Here is a 21,565-nt window from a genome sequence, read left to right on the forward strand (position 1 = left end):
GACAGCAGCCGGTCTGACCGCGAGCTTCGCGCCTGGCAGGATGGACGGGTGACCGACGTATCCGGCAGCGACCGCACCCGTCGGCGGCCCGTGCCGGCGGCGAAGCCCTCCCGGGTGCGGATGTCCGCGACGCAGCGGCGCGAGCAGTTGATCTCGATCGCCCGGCAGATCTTCGCCGAGCGCGGCTTCGACGCGACCTCGATCGAGGAGGTGGCGGCGCGCGCCAAGGTCTCCAAGCCGGTGGTCTACGAGCACTTCGGCGGCAAGGAGGGGCTCTACGCGGTGGTGGTGGACCGGGAGGTCCGCGCGCTGCTTGACCGGATCACCACGGCGCTGACCGCGGGCAACCCGCGGGAGCTGCTGGAGCAGGCCGCGCTGACGCTGCTGACCTACATCGAGGAGGAGACCAGCGGGTTCCGGGTGCTGGTCCGGGAGTCGCCGCTGATGTCGGCGACAGGCAACTTCAGCAGCGTGATGAACGACGTGGCGCACCAGGTGGAGCACATCCTGGCGGGCGAGTTCTCCATCCGGGGGTACGACCCGAAGCTGGCGGAGCTCTACTCCCAGGCGCTGGTGGGCATGGTGGCGCTGACCGGCCGCTGGTGGCTGGAGGTGCGCAAGCCGCGCAAGGAGACGGTGGCGGCGCACCTGGTGAACCTGGCCTGGAACGGGTTGTCGCACCTGGAGTCGAAACCCGGGCCGATCCCCCGGGGCTGACGCCGCGTCAGCGCAGCAGCCGCGTCAGCGCAACAGCCGCTTCAGCGCTCACCGATGGGGTGGTAGCGGCGCTGCCGCTCCTCCTCGGCGTGCTCCGCGGTGCCGACCTTGTCGTAGAGGCCGGTGGCGAGCAGGACCAGCCCGAACAGCAGCGACACGATGACTGTCGACATCGAGAAGTTCAGGAAGTTCGCCGGGGTCTGGAGCACCGACATCATCAGGATGCCGGTGACCAGGAAGACCACGCCGGCGGTGAGGTTCATGTAGTGGCCGAGGTTGTCGCGGCGGGACGCCCCGACCAGCAGGACCGCGCCGAAGACCACGGAGACCAGCGAGAAGGCCAGGTTGGTACGCAGGCCGAGCGCCCAGTCGCTGTCCCGGCCGAACAGTCCTTCGCCCCAGGTCTGGAAGACGCCGAAGACGCCGAAGACCAGGATGTAGAGGCCGATGAGCCCGGACAGCACCCGGTAGAGCGGCCGCGCGGGGTGGTTCACCGGGAAGTGCGCCATGATGCCCTCCAGCCGTGTGACTGATTCGGGGCAATTGTCACCTGCGTTGTCCGGTCGCGTCCGGAAAACACCGAAGGCCCGGCGCAGCGCGCCGGGCCTTCGGGTACGAGACGGGATCAGAGCACCAGGCGGGCCTTCTGCCAGGCCTCGTGCTCGTCGTCGGAGCCGACCTTGCCGTACATGCCGACCATCAGGAGCACCAGCGCCAGGGTCAGGACCACGACGTCGGTCATGATCGAGAAGTTGAAGATGTTGGCGTCGGTCTGCAGGAACGCCAGCGCGGCCAGGCCGATCACCATCAGCGTGTAGGCCAGCCACTGGTTGATCGCCACGTCGAGGTTGCGGCCGATCGCGGTGCCGACCAGGATCACGACGCCGACCAGCACCGACAGCAGCGAGAACGCCATGTTGGTGCCCTGGCCGAGGACCTTGGTGTCGTCCTGGGCGAGGAAGTCGTTGCCGGCGCTGGCGATGATGCCGAGGCCGCCGAAGACGACGAAGTACAGACCAACGAGCCCGCCGATCGCCCGGTAGATCGGCCGCGCGGGGTGGTTGACGGGGGTGTGGGCCATCTCTGCGTCTCCAAAAGACCGTTCGGACGAGGGTTCCACCGGTGATTGTCCCGTACGCCGGTCAGTGACGCCGCACACCCCCCACCCCGGCGGCAGGTCAGCCGCCCGGGAGCTCCTCGGCGAGGGACAGCCAGGTCTCCTCGGTGCGGTCCCGCTCGGCCCGTACCTCCTTGAGCTGGGCGTCCAGCTCGGCGACCCGGGCATAGTCGGTGGCGTTCGCGGCGAGCTGCTCGTGCAGGCCCGCCTCCTTCTGTTCGAGCTTGGCGATCTGCCGTTCCAGCCGGTTGAGTTCCTTCTTCGCGACGCGTACCTCGGCCGCTGACATGCCCTCGCGGGCCGGCGCCGCCGTGGCCGGGGTGAGGTCGGCGGGTGCCGGGCCGCCGGCCGCGGCGGCGCGCGCGAGGTACTCGTCGACGCCGCCGGGCAGGTGCACCAGGCGGCCGTCACCGAACATGCCGTACGCGACGTCGGTGACCCGCTCGATCAGGTAGCGGTCGTGGCTGGCCACCACGATCGTGCCGGGCCACGAGTCGAGCAGGTCCTCCAGCGCGGCGAGCGTGTCGGTGTCCAGGTCGTTGGTGGGCTCGTCGAGCAGGAGCACGTTCGGCTCCCCGGCGAGCAGCCGCAGCATCTGGAGGCGGCGGCGCTCGCCGCCGGACAGGTCGCTCACCGGGGTCCAGAGCCGCTTGTCGTCGAAGCCGAAGATCTCGGCGAGCTGGGCGGCGCTGATCTCCCGGTCGCCGAACTGCACACGCCGGGCCACCTCCTCGACGGCTTCCAGCACGCGCAGGTGGCCGGGGAGTTCGGCGAGTTCCTGGGACAGGAACGCGGGCCGGACGGTCTGCCCGGCGGCGAAACGCCCGCCGTCGGGGCCGGTCACGCCGGCGAGCATCCGCAGCAGGGTGGTCTTGCCGGCGCCGTTGCGGCCGAGGATCGCGACCCGGTCGCCGGGCCCGACCTGCCAGGTGGTGTCGTGCAGGATCTCCTTCGGGCCGGCGTGCAGCCGGACGTGTTCGAGGTCGTACACCTGCTTGCCGAGCCGGGCGGTGGCGAGCCGTTGCAGCGACATGGTGTCGCGGGGTTCCGGCACGTCGGCGATGAGTGCGTTCGCCGCGTCGATGCGGAACTTGGGCTTCGAGGTGCGTGCGGGGGCGCCCCGGCGCAGCCAGGCGATCTCCTTGCGGAGCAGGTTCTGGCGGCGGGCCTCGGTGGCGGCGGCGACGCGTTGCCGCTCGACGCGGGCCAGCGTCCATGCGGCGAAGCCGCCCTCGTACGCCCGGACGGTCTGGTCGGCGACCTCCCAGGTGGTGGTGCAGACGGCGTCGAGGAACCAGCGGTCGTGGGTGACCACGACGAGCGCCCCCCTGCGGGTGACGAGGTGCCGGGCCAGCCAGTCGACGCCGCCGACGTCGAGGTGGTTGGTGGGCTCGTCGAGGACGAGCAGGTCGGCGTCGCGGACCAGCAGCGCGGCGAGCGCGACGCGGCGGCGTTCCCCGCCGGACATCGGGCCGACCGGCGTGTCCAGGCCGAGGTGGGGCATGCCGAGGCCGTCGAGGATGGCGCGGACACCCGCGTCGCCGGCCCACTCGTGCTCGGCGCCCATGCTCTCGCCGAGCCAGGCGGTGCCGAGCACGACGTCCCGCACGGTCAGTTCGGGGGCGAGGTCCAGGCGCTGCGGCAGCCAGGCCACCCGCAGGTCGCGGCGGTGGGTGACGCGGCCGTCGTCGGGTTCCTCGGTGCGGGTGAGCAGGCGCAGCAATGTCGACTTGCCGGTGCCGTTGAGGCCGACCACACCGACCCGGTCGGCGTCGTCGAGGCCGAGCGAGACGTCGGTGAGCAGCGGCCCCGCGGCGCCGTACCCCTTGGACACCCGGTCCAGGTTGACGATGTTGGCCACTGACCCACCCTTCACGACTCAGGCGTCCCGGGGGCCCGGGACGCCTGAGTCAAGGGTACGGGGCGTCAGACCACGCGGGCGCCGGCGACCGGACCGTGCGCGACGCGGGCCTCCCGGCACACCCCGGCGGCGGTGATCTCGGCGGCGATCCGGACGGCGTCGGCCTCGCCGGTGGCGAGGAAGACGCAGGTGGGTCCGGAGCCGGAGACGATGCCGGCGAGCGCCCCCGCGGCCTCGCCGGCCTTGAGCGTCTCGGCCAGCGAGGGGCGCATGGTCAGCGCGGCGTCCTGGAGGTCGTTGCCGAGCGTGGCGGCGAGCACCCGCGGATCGCGCTGGCGCAGCGCGGCGAGCAGCGCGTCGGTGCTGCCCAGCGGCGTGCCGGCCCCGCCGGCGTCACGCAGCCGGTCCAGTTCCCGGTACGCGGCCGGGGTGGACAGGCCGGCGTCGGCGATCGCCACCACCCAGTGCCAGGAGGTGGGGCGGGCCAGCACCGGGCTGACCGCCTCGCCGCGGCCGGTGCCGAGCGCGGTGCCGCCGTGGATGAGGAACGGCACGTCCGAGCCGAGGTCGGCGGCGATGCCGGCGAGTTCGTCGCGGGACAGCCCGGTGCCCCAGAGCGTGTCGCAGGCGACGAGCGCGGCGGCGGCGTCGGCGCTGCCACCGGCCAGCCCGCCGGCGAGCGGGATCTGCTTGCGCAGGTGCAGCCGGGCGTGCGGGGCGACGCCCGCGTAACCGGCCAGCGCGTGCGCGGCGCGCAGCGCCAGGTTGGTGTCGTCCAGCGCCAGCTCGCCGGCGCCCTCGCCCTCCATGGTGAGGGTGAGCGTGTCGCCGCGACGGGCGGTCAGCTCGTCGTAGATCGAGATCGCGTGGTAGACGGTGTTCAGCTCGTGGTAGCCGTCACGCCGCAGCGGTCCGACCCCGAGATGCAGGTTGACCTTGGCGGGCACCCGCACCTTGACCGGGCCGCTGGCCCCGCGCCGCTGCCCGTCCTCGTCCCCCGGTCGCCATGCCTCGGTCACCGGGTGGACTCCACCGGACGTGGGCGGATGTCGAACGGCTTCGGCACTGTCAGCTCCTCGGCGAGGGGTCGGGCAACGGCGCCAGCCTACTGCTCGCCGCCGGGGGCGTCCGGGGCCGACGCCGCGATGGCGGCGAACTGCTCGACGGTGAGCGATTCGCCCCGCGCGGACGGGTCCACGCCGGCGGCGGTGAGCGCGGCGGCGGCCCGGTCCGCGCCGCCGGCCCAGCCGGCCAGGGCGGCGCGCAGCGTCTTGCGGCGCTGGGCGAACGCGGCGTCGACGACGGCGAAGACGGCCTTCCGGGGTACGTCCGGCCGGGGCGGCTCGCGCCGGGTGAACGCGACCAGGCCGGAGTCGACGTTCGGCACCGGCCAGAACACGTTCGGCGGGACCTTGCCGGCGGCGCGGGAGCGGGCGTACCAGGCGAGTTTGACCGACGGGATGCCGTACACCTTGGAGCCGGGACCGGCGACGAGCCGGTCGGCGACCTCCTTCTGCACCATCACCAGGCCGTGGCGCAGCGTGGGCAGCTCGGCGAGCAGGTGCAGCACGACCGGCACGGCGACGTTGTAGGGCAGGTTCGCCACCAGCGCTGTGGGCGCCGGGCCGGCCAGGTCGTCGGCGGTGACCCGCAGCGCGTCGGCCGGATGGACGGTGAGCCGTTCGGCGGCCGCCCCGGCGAAGCGGGCGGCGGTCTCCGGCAGCGCGGCGGCGAGCGCCGGGTCGAGTTCCACAGCGTGCACGTGCGCGGCGACCGGGAGCAGGGCGAGCGTGAGCGAGCCGAGCCCGGGGCCGACCTCCAGCGCCACGTCGTCGGGGGTCAGCCCGGCGGTGGTGACGATCCGGCGCACGGTGTTGGGGTCGTGCACGAAGTTCTGGCCGAGTTTCTTGGTCGGCGTGACGCCGAGGCGCGCGGCGAGTTCCCGGATCTCCGCCGGGCCGAGGAGTCCGGTCACGCCCCGTAGCGTAAGCGCCCCCGCCCGCGGGGAAGGAAGGGCCCCTTCTTAACGCCTCGCGATATGGAGGGGCCCCTTCTTAACGCCACGGACCGAACGCGCTCAACGCCACGGGCCGAACGCTCGCTCACCGTTCGTGGAGAGGGCGGCGCAGAGGGCGTCCACGTCGGTGCCGGTGGTCTCGGCGAGGAAACGGACCGTCAGCGGGATCAGGTACGACGCGTTGGGCCGTCCCCGGTACGGCATCGGGGTCAGGTAGGGCGCGTCGGTCTCCACGAGCATCTGCTCCGGCGGGGTGACGGCTGCGGCCTCGCGCAGCGCGGCGGCGCTGCCGAACGTGACGGTGCCGGCGAAGCTGAGCAGGAAGCCGCGCCGGACGCACTCGCGGGCGAAGTCGGCGTCGCCGGAGAAGCAGTGCATGACCACGGTTTCCGGGGCGCCCTCGTCGTCGACGATGCGCAGCACGTCGGCGTGCGCGTCCCGGTCGTGGATGACGAGCGCCTTGCCGTGCCGCTTGGCGATGGCGATGTGCGCCCGGAAGCTCTTCTCCTGCGCGGCCCGCCCCTCCTCGCCGGTACGGAAGAAGTCCATCCCGGTCTCGCCGACGCCCCGGACCCGGTCCCGGCCGGCGAGCGTCTCGATCTCGCGCAGCGCCTCGTCCAGGTCGGCCAGCCGGGGCGCCTCGTTCGGGTGCAGCGCGACGGTGGCGAGCACCGGGGCGTACCGGTCGGCGACGTCGGCGCTCCACCGGGACGAGTCGACGTCCACCCCGACCTGGACGAGCCGGTCCACGCCGGCCCGGGCGGCGACGTCGATCGCGGCGGCCACCGGGTCGTCGCCGGTGGTGCCGCCGGGAGGCGTGCCGAACTCGCCGACGGTGATGTCGAGGTGGGTGTGGCTGTCCGGCACGGGTACGGGCAGCGGCTCGGGGGCGGGCGGGAACTCCCCGGCCCGGCGGGCGGCGCGCTGCTTGCGGGTCTCGGTCTGCTCGGTCATCGCGGCCAGCATCACACACCCGCCCGGGGCTGCGTTCCCGGACCGCCACCGGCTGTTCACGTGCCTCACATCTGGCGGGCTTAGCGTCCTGGAGTGACAGTCACCGACCAGGCCGGCGAGCCCGCCTCCGACCGGGCCGGGTTGCGCGTGACGTACGGCGGCCGGGTGCATCCGGCGGAGGAGATCGCCCGGGGCGCGGCGTACGAGTTGTTCAGCGCCGACGAGGCGCCCGGGTTCGAGTGGTGTCCCCGGCCCGGCAACGGCTATCCGTGGCGCCGGTTCGTGCACGCGACCGAGGTCGACGCGGTGCACGGGGGCGCCGGTTCGGCCGACGACACGGACGCGCCGCTGCTGATGCCGGTGCACCGGGACCGGGGCTGGGCGTACGTACACCAGCTCAGCCAGCAGCCGGGCGCGGCGGCGGATCCGACGCTCGCCGCCGTACGGGCGTCGGCGGTGATCCGGCCGGGTACCCGGATGGTGAAGGTGCTCTCCGCCCGGCAGCTCGCCGGGTACGTGCGGGGCGTGCTGCCGCACGGCTTCTGCTACCGGGAGCACGACGTCGCGCACCTGCGGACACCGGCCGGGATGGCGGTGCTGCGGGGCGACTCCGAGGGTGGCGACGTGGCGTACGCGGTGCGCTGGCGGGCCGCCGACCCGGCCGACTACGACGTGCCCGTGGGCCCGGCGCACCGGGGACTCATGGCGTTGCCGCCCCGGGACCGGCTCGGGCCGCCGGTGCTCGGTACCGGGTTCGTGCCGAGCAGCGCGCAGCTCGTACCGGAGTTCGTCACCCGGGAGTTCGCCGACCTGCCGATGCCGGCGAACGCCACCCTGCTCGCCTACCCGGCCGACGGGGTGGAGGTGGTCCTCTACACCTACCAGGCGGAGCAGCGGGGCTGGCTGCGCCTGGCCGGCCCGCAGTGGCGGCACCTGCTCGCCGCGGTGCCGGGTCTCTCCGCCGACCAGGAGTACGTGCCGACCGGCGAGGCGCCGCGCTCCACCCGGCTCGTCGGCGCGTACGCGGGTTCGGAGTACGAGGCGGTGGCCGACCAGCCGGGCGGGTTCCGGGTGCTGGCGATGACCCGGGCGGCCCGTTACCCGGTGGACGCGGCGGCCCGGCGGGTGCGCACGGCGGCCTGGCGCGGGGTGCCCTGCCTGGTGCTGCGGGAGGAGGGCGGCTGGCTGCGGTTGCGGCTGCGCCGCCCGGATCCGGACGCGGTGGCCGCGACCGGCGCGCAGTGTCTGGAACGCGGCGTGTACGAGGTCTGGGCGCCCGGCGCCGAGCTGGCCGACGACCGGGTGGTGGACCTGCCCTATCCGGCCCGGCACGAATAGACGAGGGCAGGTCGGGAAGGCGTGGGGTGTCCGAGAAACCCGCGCGAGGGGGAATCCCGACATGCCTTTCGTCACCGTCGGTACGGAGAACTCCGCACCCATCGACCTGTACTACGAGGATCACGGTTCCGGTCAGCCGATCGTGCTGATCCACGGTTTCCCGTTCAACGGGGCGACCTGGGAGAAGGTGAGCGGTCCGCTGCTGGACGCCGGATACCGGGTGATCACGTACGACAGGCGTGGATTCGGCAACTCCGCGCAGCCGGCCATGGGCTACGACTACGACACGTTCTCCGCCGACCTCGACGTGCTGATGACCGAACTGGACCTGCGGAACGCGATCCTGGTCGGGCACTCCATGGGCACCGGTGAGGTGACCCGCTATCTGGGCGCGTACGGGTCGGACCGGGTGGACCGGGCGGTGCTGATGGCCCCGTTGGCGCCGTACCTGCTCAAGGCGCCCGACGACCCGGAGGGCGTCGACAAGAGCATGTTCGACGGGTTCCAGAAGGCGATCATCCAGGACCGGTTCGCCTACCTGACCCAGTTCTGCGACGCGTTCTTCAACGCCAGCGAGAACCGGGGGACGCTGGTCAGCGACGAGGCGTACCACGCGCACTGGCAGATCGGCGCGCAGGCGTCGGCCAAGGGCACCCACGACTCGGTGGACGCCTGGCAGACCGACTTCCGCGGTGACCTGCCGAACATCAACGTGCCGGTGCTGATCATCCAGGGCGACAAGGACAACGTGCTGCCGTACCCGGTGACGGGCCAGCGGCTGGTGAACATGCTGTCCGACGCCAAGCTGGTCACGCTGAAGGGTGCGCCGCACGGCACGCCGTGGACCCATCCCACCGAGGTCAACAAGGCCATCATGGAGTTCATCGGCAAGCCGAGCATGGCCCGCGCCTGACCGGCGCACACGACCGCGGCCCGGGGAGAGATCCCCGGGCCGCGGTTCGCGCGCGTGTTCAGCCGGCCAGGCGGGCCAGCTCCTCCTCGACGATGGACGGGTCGAGCTTGCGGAACACCGGCTTCGGCGCCGCGAGCGGCCGGCCCACTTCCAGGGGTACGGACTCCCAGCGCGCCCCGACCGTGTAGTCACCGGTCAGCACCGGGTACGACGGCCCGCCGTCGAGGTCGTCGACCTCCTCGATGACGGGCATCGGCGCGTGCACGCCGGTGCCGCCGAGCAGCTCATGGATCTTCTGGGCGGAGTGCGGCAGGAACGGGGTGAGCAGCGTGTTGGCGTCGCTGACCACCTGGAGCGCGACGTGCAGGACGGTGCCCATGCGGGGCTTCTCGTCCTCGCCCTTGAGCTTCCAGGGCGCCTGCTCGGAGAGGTACTTGTTGGCCTCGGCGACGACCTTCATGGCCTCGCCGATGGCCTGCTTCTGCCGGTGCCGGGCGATCAGGTCGCCGACCACGCCGAAGCCGGCCTTCGCGATGTCCAGCAGCGCCTGGTCGGCCTCGGTGAGCCCGGCCGGGTCGACCGGCGGGATCGCGCCGAAGTTCTTCGCCGCCATCGACACGGACCGGTTGACCAGGTTGCCCCAGCCGGCGACCAGCTCGTCGTTGTTGCGGCGCAGGAACTCGGCCCAGGTGAAGTCGGTGTCGTTGCTCTCCGGGCCGGCCACCGCGATGAAGTACCGCAGCGCGTCGGCGTCGTAGCGCTCCAGGAAGTCCCGGACGTAGATGACCACCTTGCGGGAGGAGGAGAACTTCCGTCCCTCCATGGTCAGGTACTCGCTGGAGACGACCTCGGTGGGCAGGTTGAGCCGGCCCAGCTCGCCCGGTTCGCCGTCGCGGGCGCCCTCACCGGAGTAGCCGCCGAGCAGCGCCGGCCAGATCACCGAGTGGAAGACGATGTTGTCCTTGCCCATGAAGTAGTAGGAGCGGGCGTCCTTCCCCTCCCCGTCCGCCGACCACCACTTGCGCCAGGCCTCCGGGTCGCCGGTGCGCCGGGCCCACTCGATGGACGCGGACAGGTAGCCGATGACCGCGTCGAACCAGACGTAGATCCGCTTGTCCGGGCGGTCGCGCCAGTCGTCGAGCGGGATCGGCACGCCCCACTCCAGGTCGCGGGTGATGGCCCGGGGCTGGAGGTCGTCGAGCAGGTTGCGGGAGAACCGCAGTACGTTCGGGCGCCAGCCGTCGCGGGTGTCCAGCCACTGCCGCAGCGCGTCGGCCAGGGCGGGCAGGTCGAGGAAGAAGTGCTCGGTCTCGACGAACTCCGGGGTCTCCCCGTTGATCTTCGACTTGGGGTCGATCAGGTCGATCGGGTCGAGCTGGTTGCCGCAGTTGTCGCACTGGTCGCCGCGCGCGCTGTCGTAGCCGCAGATCGGGCAGGTGCCCTCGATGTAGCGGTCGGGCAGCGTCCGGCCGGTGGACGGGGAGATCGCCCCGGTGGTGACCTTCGGGACGATGTAGCCGTTGCGGTGCAGCCCGGTGAACAGCTCCTGCACCACCGCGTAGTGGTTGCGCGTGGTGGTGCGGGTGAACAGGTCGTACGACAGGCCCAGCGCCCGCAGGTCCTCGGCGATCACCCGGTTGTAGCGGTCGGCCAGCTCGCGCGGGGTGACCCCCTCGGCGTCGGCCTGCACCTGGATCGGGGTGCCGTGTTCGTCGGTGCCGGAGACCATGAGCACGTCGTGACCGGCCATCCGCATGTACCGGGAGAAGACGTCGGAGGGAACGCCGAATCCGGATACGTGGCCGATGTGGCGCGGGCCGTTGGCGTAGGGCCAGGCGACCGCGGCGAGAACGTGACTCATGAGCAGCAAGCCTAGTGATTGCCGTGGGCGTGCCGCGAACCAATGGGGTGCGCGCTCCGACCGTACGTCCGATTTGTCGCCGACACGCGGCGTGAGCTGCCCGACAAGCCAGACGTACCGGTGTGAAATGAACATCGTGACCAGCAGACCAGCGGCGCCCGAGCCGTCGGCGGCCGCCACGCGGCGGGCGGCGCGGCCCACGCCGCCCGGCGGGCCCGTCGCTCCCCAGCCACGGCTCGACCCGGCGGACCCGCCGGTGGAGGTGGAGCCGACCACCGGAGCGCCGGTGGACGCGGTGCCGAGCCGGGTGCCGGTACGCCAGCCGCGCTGGCAGCGCGAGGCCGCCCCGTCCGGCGGCTGGGCACCGATCGAGGAGGTGCACTGGGACGGCACGCCGCTGCGCGACGAGCCGCGCCCACGTCCGGGCCGGCCCCCGGCGCGACGGGAACGCGCCCGCCCGGCCGCGCCGCCGAGCCCGCCCGCCGGGCTGGCCGTGCTGCTGACGCTGAGCCTGCTCGCCGCGTTCTTCGCCTGGGTGAGCGCCGGGCCGTTCTGGCTGGCGGTGGGGCACTCGACCGGCGGCACCGTGATGATCACCGAGTGCGCGGGCGGCGGGCTCACCCAGCGCTGCCGGGGCATCTTCTCCGCCGACGGCGACCGGTTCCAGGCCCACGGGGTACGGGTCAGCGGCGTACCGGCCGGGCGCACCGACACCGGCAGCTCGCTGCGGGCGCGGATGACCGGGCCGGACGGGTCAACCGCCTACGCGGACACCGGCGTCGGACGGCACCTGCGCTGGCTGCTGGGGCTGGCCCTGGTGGCCGGCTGCGCCGCCGGGATCGCCAGGTGGACCGGGGCGACCCGGCTCGCGGACGAACGGCAGCGGCGCTGGGCGGTCGGCCTGGCGCTGGCCGGCCCGGCGTTGATCACCGTCGGCTTCCTGGCCGCCGCCTGGTGAGGTAAGGCGTTAAGAGGGGGCCCTTCCTCTACCGCAGGCGTTAAGAAGGGGCCCTTCCTTTCAGCTGTGCACGACGGCGTACACCTCGCGCCGCCGCAGCCCGTACGCGGTGGCGACCTCGGTGATCGCGTCCCGGCGGGACAGCCCGGCCGCCTCGCGCTCGGCCACCGCCGCGCGCAGCGTCTCGTCGTCCGGCCGGACCGCGGGCGTGGCCGGTGCGCCCGCAACGACGAGCGTGATCTCGCCCCGCGGATCGCCCTCGGCGGCCCACTCGGCCAGTTCGCCGAGCGGCCGGCGGACGACCTCCTCGTAGGTCTTGGTCAACTCGCGGCAGAGCGCGGCGGGCCGGTCCCTGCCGAACGCCTCGGCCAGGTCGGCGAGCGCACCGGCGATGCGGTGCGGCGCCTCGAAGAACACCAGCGTGCGGTCCTCGGCGGCGAGCGCGCGCAGCCGGGAGCGGCGGGCGCCGGGAGTACGCGGCAGGAAGCCCTCGAAGCAGAACCTGTCGCAGGGCAACCCGGACAGCGCCAGCGCGGTGGTCACCGCGCTCGGCCCGGGCGCGGCGGTGACCGGCACACCGGCGTCCAGTGCGGCCCGGACCAGCCGGTAGCCGGGGTCGGAGACGCTCGGCATGCCGCCGTCGGTGACCAGCGCGACCGTGTAGCCGGCGGCGAGCACCTCGGCCAGCTCGGGGGTACGCCGCTCCTCGTTGCCCTCGAAGTACGAGACGATCCGGCCGGGCACAGTCACGTCCAGGTCGCGGGCCAGCCGGGTGAGCCGCCGGGTGTCCTCGGCGGCGACCACGTCGGCGGCGGCCAGCACCTCGCGGAACCGGGCGGACGCGTCGGCCGGGTTGCCGAGCGGCGCGCCGAGCAACACGAGCCGCCCTACCTCGGACATTTCCCCCACGGCGTGCGCTCCCTCATCGACGGTCGTACCAATTTCGGAGACGAGAGACGCCACCGGGCACCCTCGCAGCCTACGATCGCCGGGTGACGAGTGCGTCGACAGCACAGAGCGCGAACCCGGACCCTTCCACCACCGACCGGGGCGACGGCGCCGGGCGCGGGCTTCCCGCCGCCGTGCGGCGCCGGCTCGCCACCGTCGATGATCGCATCGGTCGAGGTCAGGCGTGGCTGGCGACAGCGGTGGTGGTGGCCGTCGCGGCGATCCTGCGCTTCGTGGGGCTCAGCTTCCCGCCCGGGAAGATCTTCGACGAGACCTACTACGCCAAGGACGCGTACGGGCTGATCGACCGCGGCTTCGAGTGGAACTACAAGGACAACGGCCCTTCGTACGTGGTGCATCCACCGCTGGGCAAGTGGATGATCGGCATCGGCGAGTGGGCCTTCGGCTACCAGGACGCGGACAGCGGCGTCTCGGTGCCGGGCCACCTGATCACCACCTCGCCGGAGTTCGGCTGGCGGTTCGGAGCGGCGGTGGCGGGCACGCTGTCGGTGCTGCTGCTGGTCCGTATCGGGCGGCGGATGTTCCGCTCCACGGTGCTCGGCTGCGCGGCCGGCCTGCTGCTCGCGCTCGACGGCTACCACCTGGTGCTGTCCCGCACGGCCATCCTCGACATCTTCCTGCTGCTGTTCGTGCTCGCCGCGTTCGGCGCGCTGGTGCTCGACCGGGACGCCCGGAGGCGGCGCTGGGCGCGGGCGCTGGAGGGCGGGCTCGACCCGACACAGCCGGGCCGGGCCGGCCGTCCGTCGTCGGGCTGGCGGGACTGGCCGTGGTGGCGGCTGGCAGCAGGTGTGCTGCTCGGCTGCGCCTGCTCGGTGAAGTGGAGCGCGCTCTACTTCGTACCGGCGTTCGCGTTGCTGGTGCTGCTCTGGGAGGTGGGCGTCCGCCGCTCGTCCGGGGTACGCCGGCCGTGGCGCGACGCGGTGCTCGACGAGCTGCCGTGGCTGCTCGCCGCAGGTGCGCTGATACTCGTTACCTACGTCGCGACCTGGTCGGGCTGGCTGCTCGGGCAGGACGGCTACTACCGCCTGGCGGAGCGCTACCCGAACAACCCGGAGCTGAGCGACACCCCGTTCATCGGGGCGCTGATCAACCTGTGGGAGTACCACAAGGCCGCGTACGGCTTCCACACCCAGCTCGACGACCCGCACAAGTATCAGTCCTGGCCCTGGCAGTGGCTGCTGCTCGGCCGTCCGGTGGCGTTCCACTGGTCCGGGGACGGCAGTTGCGGCGCGCCGAGCTGCGCCTCGGAGGTGCTGCTGCTGGGCACGCCGCTGCTGTGGTGGTCGTTCCTGCCGGCGATCGCCGCAACCGCCTGGCTCGGCCTGGCCCGGCGTGACTGGCGGGCGGGCGCGATCCTGCTCAGCGTCGCCGCCGGCCTGCTGCCCTGGTTCTGGTTCGCCCTCGACGGCCGGACGATGTTCTCCTTCTACGCCGCGCCGGCGGTGCCGTTCCTGGTGCTCGCGGTGGTCTACGTGCTCGGCGCGATCGCCACCCCGGCGCCGGTGACGAACACGGCCGCGCCACCGGACCCGCAACAGGTCCACGACCGCCGGCTGGTGGGCGGGATCATCGCGGGCGCGTACGTGTTGCTCGTGGCGCTCTGTTTCGCGTACTTCTACCCGATCTTCGTGGGCCGGGTGCTGCCGTACGCGGACTGGTCGGCGCGGATGTGGCTGGACGGCCGCTGGATCTGACGCGGGGCGCCGGGCACTGCGCGGCGCCGGGGCACAAAGAAGCGCGCCCCGATCGCCTGCCACGGGGGAAGCGGGCGATTGGGGCGCGCAAGACAGAGCTTAACCACACTCCGGCAACGGCACAACGGGTGCGGGCCGGTCAGATTTCCGACGAGTGCACCACCGGCCGAAAGGTTTACATGGTGCAGCTAACGGTGGGTGGCCGAGCGCGACCGTGACGGCCCCAGCGGACGCCGGAGACGGGCCTCCGGCGGGCACCTCCGACCCGGATGATCTTCCAATGTGGATCTCACTACACTTCGCCCGGTGATCAACAAGAGACGATCGACGGCCGTCCTCATCGGACTGCTGGCGGCGGCCGCGCTGATCGGGCCGAGCCCCGCCGGGGCCGACGACGAGACCACCGAGCCCGTCGCCGAACCACCCAAGGTCGAGCTGGTCCTCGACGTCAGCGGATCGATGCGGGCCCGCGACATCGACGGCCGCAGCCGGATCTCCGTCGCCCAGCAGGCGTTCAACGAGGTGGTCGACGCCCTGCCGGACGAGACACAGCTCGGCATCCGGGTGCTCGGCGCCACCTACCGGGGCAAGGACAAGAAGCAGGGCTGCCTGGACACCCAGCAGATCGTGCCCGTCGGCCCGGTGGACCGTACCCAGGCCAAGGCCGCCGTGGCCGGGCTGCGGCCGACCGGTTTCACACCGGTCGGGCTGGCGCTGCGCTCCGCCGCGCAGGACCTGGGAACCGGCAGCACCGCCCGCCGGATCGTGCTGATCACCGACGGTGAGGACACCTGCGCGCCGCCCGACCCGTGCGAGGTGGCCCGCGAGCTGGCCGCCCAGGGCACCCGCCTGGTGGTCGACACGCTCGGCCTGGCGCCGGACGAGAAGGTACGCAAGCAGCTGCTCTGCATCGCCGGCGCGACCGGGGGCACCTACACCGCCGCGCAGAGCGCCGACGAGCTGACCGGCCGGATCAAGCAGCTCGTCGACCGCGCCCGGGACACGTACACCGCCGCTCCGGCTGTGGTCGGCGGCGGCACGGCGTGCGAGGGCGCGCCGCTGCTCGCCCCCGGCGTCTACAGCGACCGGGAGGCGTTCTCCGAGCACCGCTGGTACCGGGTGCCGGTGCGTCCCGGGCAGGAACTGCGCGCCTCGGTGAGCGTCGCGCTGGACCGGCCGGTCAACCCGGACTACGGCGTGCTGCTGCGCGCCACCGCGCCGGACGGGCGGGAACTGGTCCGGGGCGTCGACGCCGGCAGCGGGCGCACCGACGTGGTCTCCGCCGGGCTGCGCTGGTCGGCCGCCGAAGAGGAGGAGGACGGGCCGAGCCCGGAGCCGAGCGCCGGCGCGGAGCAGCCCGTACGGACCGTCTGCCTGGTGGTCAGCAACTCGTTCGCGGCCAAGCCCGGCACCCAGGCCCGGCCCGGCATGCCGGTGGAGCTGACAGTCGACGTGGTGGCCGCCTCCCCCGCGCCGGACGGGCCGGATCTGGGCCGCGGCTGGGTGCTGCTGCTCCTGCTCGCGCTCGCCGGACTGCTCACCGGGCTGGTCGCCGGACTGCTCACCCGCTGGTGGGTGCACACGTGGAGGGTGAACTGAGCATGCGTACGCTGATCCGCTCCGCGGCGGCGATCACCGCCGCCGGACTCGCCCTCACCCCGGCGGCGGCCCTGGCCGCGCCCAGCCCGTCACCGGGCGCGACCACGGTGACCAAGGCGGGCACCTCGTTCCTCACCGCCACCACAGTCACCGCCGGCCAGCCGGTGCAGGTGGGCGCGTCGACCGGCGACCACCTGTACTGGTCGTTCCGCGCCGACGCCGGGCAGGTGCACGAGGTCACCGCCACCGTCACGTTCCCGAAGCCACGCAGCGGCGCGTCCACCTGGACCGTCGACGTCTTCGACGGGCTGCGCCGCCGGCAGGCGTGCACCGCCGGCGCGCAGACCCCGACCGCCGGCGCGTCGGCGACGAGCGTCGCGCTGGGCTGCACGCTGCGCCGGGTACGGCCGTGGGCCGAGCCCTGGTCGGGCGACCCGCTGCCCGGCACCTACTACATCCGGCTCTCCGTCACCGATCTGCCGGAACCCGACCTCGGTCTGCCGATCGACGTGGAGATGCTCGTCGGCGCGACCGACGAGGGCGGCGCGTCCGGCGACGACGGCGAACTGACCGCGCCGCTGGTGCCGAACACCAGGGCCGGCACCGTGCTCAGCGCCGAGCCGACGCCCGAGCCGGTGGCCGACGAGGAGACCGACCTGACCGGGTGGCTCCCCGAGGCCGGATCGCGCTGGGTGTGGACCACAGTGGGCGGCGTGCTCGCCGCCGTGGCCGGCGTGGTCGGCTTCGGGCTCACCCGGCGGCCGCGCCGCCCCTGAGGACCGCAGCCGGTGGCCGCCGCGAACCCGACGCGGCGGCCACCGGACGCGCTCATGCCTCGGCGATACGCGGGCCGCGCGGCACCCAGCCGATGAACCGGTCCTGGAGCGCGGTGACCGGCACGGAGCGTAGATCCTGCGTCGCCGCGGCGAGGCAGGACCCGAGATAGACGCTCAACGACGCCCGGTCCACCTGGTACTCGCGCAGCAGGTGATGACGTTTCGTGGCGCAGGGCCAGTCGTCACCGCACGAGCCGCATGTCCAGTCGGGGGTCACCGGCACGTGCTCGCCGCCGGTACTTCCCGAAACCTCAGCGCCAGGCGTCATCGGCCGCTCCTTCCGAGTCAGGAATGGTGGTGATGGACCGGTTGCCTCCCCGCAACATTCCTTCAGCGCAGCGGCACGCCCAAGCGTTACGGTACGTTCACCGCGTGTCCCCGTCATCCACCTCTCGTGCGTGATCTGCTCCCGGCCGAGGTCGCCGTGGCGGTGGCCGACGCGGCCGACTGGGCCGGTGAGCTGCTCCCGGCCGAGCTGGCCGCCCTGGGTGAGCGCGCGGTACCCGGCCGGCGCCGAGACTTCACCGCCGGGCGGGTCTGCGCCCGGCGGGCACTCGGCGCGCTCGGCCTGCCCGCCACGCCGGTACCGGCCGGCGCCGACCGGGCCCCGATCTGGCCGCCCGGCGTGGTCGGCGCCATCACCCACACCCGCGACTACTGCGCCGCGGCCGCCGCCCACGCCACCGACGTGCGCGCCGTCGGTATCGACGCCGAGCGCTACCGGCCGCTCTCCCCGGGGGTACGCCGGAAGGTGTGCCGCCCCGACGAGGAGGCGGACCTGGCCCGGCTGCCGCCCGGCACGCCCTGGCCGACCGTGTTGTTCAGCGCGAAGGAGACCGTCTACAAGGTCTGGCACCCGCTCGTCGGCACGTGGCTGGGCTTCGCCGACGCGCGCGTCACGCTGGACCCGGAGGCGGGCACCTTCCACGCCGCCATCGCCCCGGCCCGGCTCGCCGCCGCACCGGTGCCCGATCCACCGTCAGCGGTGACCGGACGGTTCGCCGTGGACGACGACCTGGTCCGCACCGCGGCCGTCCTGCTTCGTCGATGAGGCACTGCCGGGCGGGTTGTGCCCGGCTTGTACCGTCGTTCCGACTGAAAATCCCGAAGGCGCCCAAGGAGTACGGTGAGCCACCCTCAGCCTCCGTCCGGGTCACCGGACCCGAACCAGCAGCCGCAGGAACCGCCGACGCAGGCGTTCCCCACCGCCCCGATGCCGCCGGTGCCGGGCAACCCGTACGCGCCACCACCCGCTCCGACGTCGGGCTCGCCCTACCCGCCGCCCTCGGACGCGCCGCAGCCGCCCGTCTCGGGCGCGCCGTACCCGCCGCCGGGCAGCGAGTATCAGCCGCCGGGTGCCGCGTACCAGCCGCCGGGCGGTGCGTACCCGCCGCCGGGGTCCGAGTACCAGCCGCCGGGTGCGGCGTACCCGCCCCCGGGTGGTTACCCGCCGCCGGGTGGTGGCGCGTACCCGCCGCCGCCCGGAGCGCCCTTCGGACCGCCGGCGAAGAAGTCGAACAAGAACGTCTGGATCACTGTCGGCATCATCGCGGTGATCCTGCTGCTGCTGTGCTGCGGTGGCGGCATCTTCGCCATCTACAGCGGCGCGAAGAAGACCCAGGAGGCGATCGACTCGCTGCCCACCCCGGGCGTCACCTACGGCCAGCCCACAGGTGACACCCCGACGGGCGCTCCCACCGGCACGCCGCAGCCGGGCAACACCGACGACAAGACGTTCAACATGCCGGCCGGCGACAAGCTGGTCGTCAACGACGACCGGGGCACCATCGAGATCACCGTCGGCAACTTCCGGACCAGGAACGCCGCCTGCAGCGAGGTCATGCCCGGCCCGAAGAACGGCATGTTCCTGATCGCCGACGTGACCGCCGAGATCACCAAGGGCACCGGCTCGATCAACCCGTTCTACTTCACCTGGGTCGCTGCGGACGGCACCGAGGAGAGCGGCATCGGCGGCGCCTTCTCGGGTTGCGGCAAGCTGATGACCTCGGGCAACAACCTGCCCGAGGGTTCCAAGCGCAGCGGCCAGCTCATCTTCGACGTCAAGGACCAGAACGGCGTCGTGGAATACAAGCACCGCTTCCGTTCCGCCGGGTCCTGGAAGCCCTGACCCCAACGAAACCCCGCACGGGGGCCGGTCCACTACGGACCGGCCCCCGTGTCCGTTCGGACGGCGCCAGAAGCCGAACGGACATTTCCATGTGCACGAGCCGGCCCTCGGTCGCCAGGCTCGGAGCATGGCTAACGAGACGACGATCCCGCTGCTGCCGTGCCGCTCCCTGGACGATGTGGCGCCCTTCTACCAGGCCCTCGGCTTCGAGATCACGTACCGGCAGGAGCGCCCGAACCCGTACCTGACGCTGCGGCGGGAGGATCTCCATCTGCACTTCTTCGGGATGCCGCAGTTCGATCCCGCCGACTCGTACGGCTCCTGCCTGGTGGTGGTGGACGACCTGGTCGACATCCACCGGGCCTTCACCGACGGCCTGCGTGCCACGTACGGCAAGGTGCTCGTCTCCGGCGTGCCCCGGATGACCCGGCCCCGGCCCCGCCGCAACCAGGAGGGCCACTTCGGGTTCAGCATCGTCGACCCCGGCGGCAACTGGATCCGGTTCGTCGGCCGGAGCGATACCGCGGAGACCGACGACAGGGGCGGGCTGGCCCGTACGCTGCAGAACGCGGTGGTGCAGGCGGACTCTCGCGGCAATCCCCAGCAGGCCGCGCGGATCCTCGACGGCGCGCTTGCCCGCCCGGATGCCGCCGACGACCCGGCCGTCCAGGTGGAGGCGCTGGTCTACCGGGCGGAGCTGGCGCTGCAACTCGACGAGCCGGAGTCCGCGCGGGAGCTGGTGCGGCAGGCCCGCTCGATCCCGCTGGACGACGGATCGCGCGACGCGCTGACCGACACGCTGCGGCACGCCGAGGACCTGATCACCGCACTGCCGCCCGCATGACCGCACGGCGGGCGGGCGCCCGGCCGGTGGCGGCGGTTTGCCGGCCGGGTCAGCGGGGACGCGCCTCGGCAGGCGGCGAGGGCCGCCACGCGACGATCCGGGGAGGCGGCAATGAGCGTCGAGCGCGCGAAGAACGACCTGGAGGACCTGGCCGGTCCGGCCCGGGCGCGGCTCGGTGACCTGAACCAGGACGAACACGCCGAAGCGGACCGGGTACGCGAACGGGATGAGATCCGGGGCAAGCGCCCCGGCGAGCACATCCAGGCGGACGCCCGCGACGCCGACGACGACTTCTCCGCCTGACCCCGTCCTGCCGGAGATCCGAGGTCGGGCCGCGCCGCACGCGCGGCGGGCGTGCGCTGTCGGGGGTGGCTCCTATCCTGGGACGATGGTTCTCACCGACGTCACCGGGTCCTGGGCAGGCACCAACGGCTTCCGGCTGATGCCCGCCGACCCGCTCGCCGGGTCGCCGGCCGCGCTCACAGTCGCCACCGCGGCCGGCGGGCACCTGACCACCGTGTCGTACTCGTGGGAACATCCCGACGACGGCCCGCAGGACGGCCTGCTGGTGGTCGGCGCCGGCGACCGGCCGGGCTCGCTCGTCGCCTGGTGGGGCGACTCGTGGCACCAGCAGCCGACCCCGATGACGCTCACCGGCGCGGCGGGCGGGGCGGCGGTCGAGCTGACCGCCGAGTACGGCGGCGGCTGGGGGTGGCGGATCGTCCTCGACACCGCCGACCCGGTCACGCTGCGGCTGCGGATGGAGAACGTCGTCCCCGCGGACCAGGCCGGGCCCGGCACACCGGCCGGCCCCTACCCGGCGATGGTCACCGACGTGCGCCGGGCCTGACCGTCGCGGGCATCCGCGACGCGGCGCTGCCGCGATCAGGCGTCGAGGATCTCCCGCAGCCGGCGCGCGAACGCCTCCGGCTGCCCGGCGTGGCCCATCCCCTCGCCGAGGAACCCGCCGTGGTGGCTCGGGAAGACCGCGGCCTGTCCGCCGAGCAGCTCGGCGGTGGCCACCGACGTCCGCGCGGTGAGGGTGTCCGCCGACTCCTCGCCCACCGCCACCACGACCCGGGTGGGCGCGGCGCGCAGCGCGTCGGCGTCCGGCCGGAAGACGGTGACCGCCGCGGACCGGTCGGAGAGCAGCGGGTCGTCGCGGCTGCCGTCGTCCTCGGCCGGCATTCCGAACGCGGCGGGATCGGGTGCGGGCTGGGCGAAGTAGTCGGCTGTGAACTCGCCGCGCCACGACGTCATGACGATGAACGCCGCCATGCCGGCACCCCAGCCGTTCTTCCGGTACGCCTCCTGGCAGGCGGCCATGGCCCGGCCGGCCGCCTCGGCGTCGGGGAGCAGCGTGGTCAGCGGCGGCTCGTGCGCCACCAGCGTGGTCACCACGTCCGGGTACGCGGCCACCAGGGCGAGCGCGGTCACCGCGCCGCCGCTGCTGGCGAACATGTCGACCGGGCCCACGCCGAGGGCGTCGACGATGTCGCGGACGTCCCGGGCCTGCACCTCGGGCAGCGAGTCGTTCCGGCCGTCCTTGCGGACGCTGCGGCCGAGCCCGCGCGGGTCGTACGTGATGACTGTGCGGTCCGGGAAGTACGACGCGAGCGTGGTGAAGCCGTCGGCGCACATCGGCTGGCCGATCATGAACAAGGGGCGGTGCCCGGCCTCGGCCGCCTCGGGGGCGTGGACGTCGTAGACCAGGTCGACCTCGGGCGTCTGGAGAGTGAGCGTCTTCATGCCTCTGTCG

Annotated in this window: 22 protein-coding genes; 12 read left to right on the forward strand and 10 right to left on the reverse strand. The window is 73.2% G+C overall.

Annotation, left to right across the window (positions count from 1 at the left end; genetic code table 11):
* The first annotated feature begins 48 nt into the window (after positions 1–48).
* Complete coding sequence (locus ABD52_RS03225; protein ID WP_013283952.1) at positions 49–717, forward strand: TetR family transcriptional regulator; 669 nt, start codon at positions 49–51, stop codon at positions 715–717.
* A 41-nt stretch (positions 718–758) separates the two neighbouring features.
* On the opposite strand, the gene ABD52_RS03230 is transcribed toward ABD52_RS03225, so the two are convergent.
* The 6 genes from ABD52_RS03230 to ABD52_RS03255 form a co-directional block, all read right to left on the reverse strand.
* The gene (locus tag ABD52_RS03230; protein ID WP_030274086.1) at positions 759–1,226 is read right to left on the reverse strand and encodes a DUF4383 domain-containing protein; all 468 of its coding nucleotides are present in this window, start codon (positions 1,224–1,226) and stop codon (positions 759–761) included.
* Between the two features lie 116 nt (positions 1,227–1,342).
* The gene (locus ABD52_RS03235; RefSeq protein WP_013283950.1) at positions 1,343–1,798 is read right to left on the reverse strand and encodes a DUF4383 domain-containing protein; all 456 of its coding nucleotides are present in this window, start codon (positions 1,796–1,798) and stop codon (positions 1,343–1,345) included.
* 97 nt (positions 1,799–1,895) lie between these two features.
* Positions 1,896–3,695, reverse strand: coding sequence for an ABC-F family ATP-binding cassette domain-containing protein (locus ABD52_RS03240; RefSeq protein ID WP_047890725.1), 1,800 nt, complete (start codon positions 3,693–3,695; stop codon positions 1,896–1,898).
* Between the two features lie 65 nt (positions 3,696–3,760).
* Positions 3,761–4,714 carry a 4-(cytidine 5'-diphospho)-2-C-methyl-D-erythritol kinase gene (locus ABD52_RS03245; protein WP_047890726.1) on the reverse strand — a complete coding sequence of 318 codons (954 nt, stop codon included), beginning with the start codon at positions 4,712–4,714 and terminating at the stop codon, positions 3,761–3,763.
* A gap of 86 nt (positions 4,715–4,800) precedes the next feature.
* Positions 4,801–5,670, reverse strand: a complete 870-nt coding sequence (rsmA, locus tag ABD52_RS03250; RefSeq protein WP_047890727.1) for a 16S rRNA (adenine(1518)-N(6)/adenine(1519)-N(6))-dimethyltransferase RsmA — start codon at positions 5,668–5,670, stop codon at positions 4,801–4,803.
* Positions 5,671–5,772: 102 nt separating this feature from the next.
* Positions 5,773–6,678 (reverse strand): TatD family hydrolase, encoded by a 906-nt coding sequence (locus ABD52_RS03255; protein WP_047890728.1) that lies wholly within the window; start codon positions 6,676–6,678, stop codon positions 5,773–5,775.
* Between the two features lie 81 nt (positions 6,679–6,759).
* Between ABD52_RS03255 and ABD52_RS03260 the strand changes: the two genes are divergently transcribed.
* Both ABD52_RS03260 and ABD52_RS03265 read left to right on the forward strand, forming a co-directional pair.
* Positions 6,760–8,004, forward strand: coding sequence for a hypothetical protein (locus ABD52_RS03260; protein ID WP_047890729.1), 1,245 nt, complete (start codon positions 6,760–6,762; stop codon positions 8,002–8,004).
* A gap of 61 nt (positions 8,005–8,065) precedes the next feature.
* Positions 8,066–8,917 (forward strand): alpha/beta fold hydrolase, encoded by an 852-nt coding sequence (locus tag ABD52_RS03265; RefSeq protein WP_013473944.1) that lies wholly within the window; start codon positions 8,066–8,068, stop codon positions 8,915–8,917.
* Between the two features lie 58 nt (positions 8,918–8,975).
* On the opposite strand, the gene metG is transcribed toward ABD52_RS03265, so the two are convergent.
* Positions 8,976–10,778 (reverse strand): methionine--tRNA ligase, encoded by a 1,803-nt coding sequence (metG, locus tag ABD52_RS03270; RefSeq protein WP_030274078.1) that lies wholly within the window; start codon positions 10,776–10,778, stop codon positions 8,976–8,978.
* Positions 10,779–10,905: 127 nt separating this feature from the next.
* On the opposite strand from metG, the gene ABD52_RS03275 reads away from it, so the two are divergent.
* A complete protein-coding gene (locus tag ABD52_RS03275) occupies positions 10,906–11,736 on the forward strand; it encodes a hypothetical protein (RefSeq protein WP_221488154.1) in 831 nt (276 codons plus the stop codon).
* A 60-nt stretch (positions 11,737–11,796) separates the two neighbouring features.
* Here the strand turns inward: ABD52_RS03275 and rsmI are convergent, their stop codons facing one another.
* Positions 11,797–12,645, reverse strand: a complete 849-nt coding sequence (gene rsmI / locus ABD52_RS03280) for a 16S rRNA (cytidine(1402)-2'-O)-methyltransferase (protein WP_145754457.1) — start codon at positions 12,643–12,645, stop codon at positions 11,797–11,799.
* An 83-nt stretch (positions 12,646–12,728) separates the two neighbouring features.
* Here rsmI and ABD52_RS03285 point away from each other — a divergent pair, with 83 nt between their 5' ends.
* The 3 genes from ABD52_RS03285 to ABD52_RS03295 all read left to right on the forward strand — a co-directional run bounded on the left by ABD52_RS03285 (position 12,729) and on the right by ABD52_RS03295 (position 16,774).
* On the forward strand, positions 12,729–14,399 hold the full coding sequence (locus ABD52_RS03285) for a dolichyl-phosphate-mannose--protein mannosyltransferase (RefSeq protein WP_047890731.1): 1,671 nt from the start codon (positions 12,729–12,731) through the stop codon (positions 14,397–14,399).
* 306 nt (positions 14,400–14,705) lie between these two features.
* Positions 14,706–15,998, forward strand: a complete 1,293-nt coding sequence (locus ABD52_RS03290; protein WP_047890732.1) for a VWA domain-containing protein — start codon at positions 14,706–14,708, stop codon at positions 15,996–15,998.
* Positions 15,999–16,000: 2 nt separating this feature from the next.
* Positions 16,001–16,774: a hypothetical protein gene (locus tag ABD52_RS03295; protein WP_047890733.1), complete on the forward strand. Its 774-nt coding sequence runs from the start codon at positions 16,001–16,003 to the stop codon at positions 16,772–16,774.
* Positions 16,775–16,826: 52 nt separating this feature from the next.
* Here the strand turns inward: ABD52_RS03295 and ABD52_RS03300 are convergent, their stop codons facing one another.
* Positions 16,827–17,102, reverse strand: coding sequence for a hypothetical protein (locus ABD52_RS03300; RefSeq protein ID WP_013283937.1), 276 nt, complete (start codon positions 17,100–17,102; stop codon positions 16,827–16,829).
* Positions 17,103–17,228: 126 nt separating this feature from the next.
* Here ABD52_RS03300 and ABD52_RS03305 point away from each other — a divergent pair, with 126 nt between their 5' ends.
* The 5 genes from ABD52_RS03305 to ABD52_RS03325 all read left to right on the forward strand — a co-directional run bounded on the left by ABD52_RS03305 (position 17,229) and on the right by ABD52_RS03325 (position 20,656).
* Positions 17,229–17,885 carry a 4'-phosphopantetheinyl transferase gene (locus ABD52_RS03305; RefSeq protein ID WP_047890734.1) on the forward strand — a complete coding sequence of 219 codons (657 nt, stop codon included), beginning with the start codon at positions 17,229–17,231 and terminating at the stop codon, positions 17,883–17,885.
* A gap of 75 nt (positions 17,886–17,960) precedes the next feature.
* Positions 17,961–18,962: a hypothetical protein gene (locus ABD52_RS03310; RefSeq protein WP_047890735.1), complete on the forward strand. Its 1,002-nt coding sequence runs from the start codon at positions 17,961–17,963 to the stop codon at positions 18,960–18,962.
* Positions 18,963–19,089: 127 nt separating this feature from the next.
* Positions 19,090–19,806 (forward strand): hypothetical protein, encoded by a 717-nt coding sequence (locus ABD52_RS03315; protein ID WP_047890736.1) that lies wholly within the window; start codon positions 19,090–19,092, stop codon positions 19,804–19,806.
* A gap of 111 nt (positions 19,807–19,917) precedes the next feature.
* Positions 19,918–20,109 carry a hypothetical protein gene (locus ABD52_RS03320; RefSeq protein WP_047890737.1) on the forward strand — a complete coding sequence of 64 codons (192 nt, stop codon included), beginning with the start codon at positions 19,918–19,920 and terminating at the stop codon, positions 20,107–20,109.
* Positions 20,110–20,194: 85 nt separating this feature from the next.
* Positions 20,195–20,656 (forward strand): hypothetical protein, encoded by a 462-nt coding sequence (locus ABD52_RS03325; RefSeq protein WP_047890738.1) that lies wholly within the window; start codon positions 20,195–20,197, stop codon positions 20,654–20,656.
* A gap of 35 nt (positions 20,657–20,691) precedes the next feature.
* Here the strand turns inward: ABD52_RS03325 and ABD52_RS03330 are convergent, their stop codons facing one another.
* Positions 20,692–21,555, reverse strand: coding sequence for an alpha/beta fold hydrolase (locus ABD52_RS03330; RefSeq protein WP_047890739.1), 864 nt, complete (start codon positions 21,553–21,555; stop codon positions 20,692–20,694).
* Positions 21,556–21,565: the final 10 nt, after the last annotated feature.

The sequence above is a fragment of the Micromonospora sp. RV43 genome (assembly GCF_001029515.1).
Lineage (GTDB): Bacteria > Actinomycetota > Actinomycetes > Mycobacteriales > Micromonosporaceae > Micromonospora > Micromonospora aurantiaca.